Source organism: Streptomyces bobili (assembly GCF_002154575.1).
In the GTDB taxonomy this organism is placed as follows: domain Bacteria; phylum Actinomycetota; class Actinomycetes; order Streptomycetales; family Streptomycetaceae; genus Streptomyces; species Streptomyces bobili.
On the sequence record NZ_MUBA01000724.1, the window covers coordinates 1 to 1,120 of the forward strand.

At 72.8% G+C, this 1,120-nt stretch carries 1 protein-coding gene; it reads left to right on the forward strand.

The window, feature by feature from the left end:
* Nucleotides 1–1,120 (forward strand): tetratricopeptide repeat protein (locus BZL64_RS36770; RefSeq protein ID WP_483025120.1); only part of this gene is annotated, 1,120 nt, incomplete at both ends.

The window sequence follows — 1,120 nt, forward strand, 5'->3', positions numbered from 1 at the left end:
CGACGAGCGCGTCACCCGCCTGGCCAGCTACTGGTACCACGCCCACGACCCGGCCAAGGCCCTCCCCGCCGTCCTCGACGCCTCCGTCACCGCCCGCTCCCGGCATGCCTACAGCGAGCAACTGCGGCTCCTGGAACGCGCGATGGAGCTCTGGGACGCCGCCCCCGAGGACGTACGGAACCGGCTGCGGCCCCTCGACTACGCCGAGGCCTATCCCGCCTGCGGCTGCGATCCCGACACGACGCCGCTGCGCTACCTCGACCTCATGGCCGAGGCCGCCGTGGCCGGCCGGCTGTGCGGCGACCGAGAAAGCGCACTGAAGATCACCAAGCGGGCGCTACGGCTGCTGGAGGACGAGGACGACCCGTTGCGCAGGGCCTGGTTCTGGGTGCAGCGCTCCCGGCTGGTGCGCTCCCTGGGCCGGGGCAGCGGCCGCGAGGAACTGTCCACCGCACAGGACCTGGTGCGCGGCCTGCCGCCCAGCGAGGTGCACGCCGAGGTGCTCACCCACGTCGCCAACTGGTCCCTGCTGCACGCCCCCGGACCCGACGCCTACGCCGCCGCCGAGCACGCCGTGGAGTACGCCCGCATGGTCGGCGTCCGCGAGATCGAACTCGACGCCCGCCAGATCCTCGGCGTCCTCATGGTCGACGCCGGCCATGTCGAGCCAGGCCTCACCGCCTTGTACGAGGTCAAGGACCAGGCACTCGCCGAGAACATCCCGTCCGTCGCGCTGAACGCCTACGTCAACCTTCCCTCCGAACTCGAAGCGGTCGGCCGTTCCCGCGAGGCCCTGCCGATCATGGAGGAGGGCATCGCCTACGCGCGACGGCACGGACTCTCCGAGACGGAGTCCTGGGTCTGGGGCAACCTCGCCGAATCCCTGCTGTCGCTGGGCCGCTGGGACGAGGCCGAACGGGCCTGCGCCGCCGCCGGACGCATCGGCCAGGGCGTGGGCATCCGGGGCTTCCACGCCGCCCTGCGTGCCGAACTCGCCCTGACCCGCGGCGACCTCGCCGAATCCGGTCGCCAACTGAGCGCGGCGCGCGGTTACTTCGGTCCCCAGGACCTGGCACCCCAGCACGGCCTGCCCCTCACCCGGCTCGCCGTCGCCCTCGCC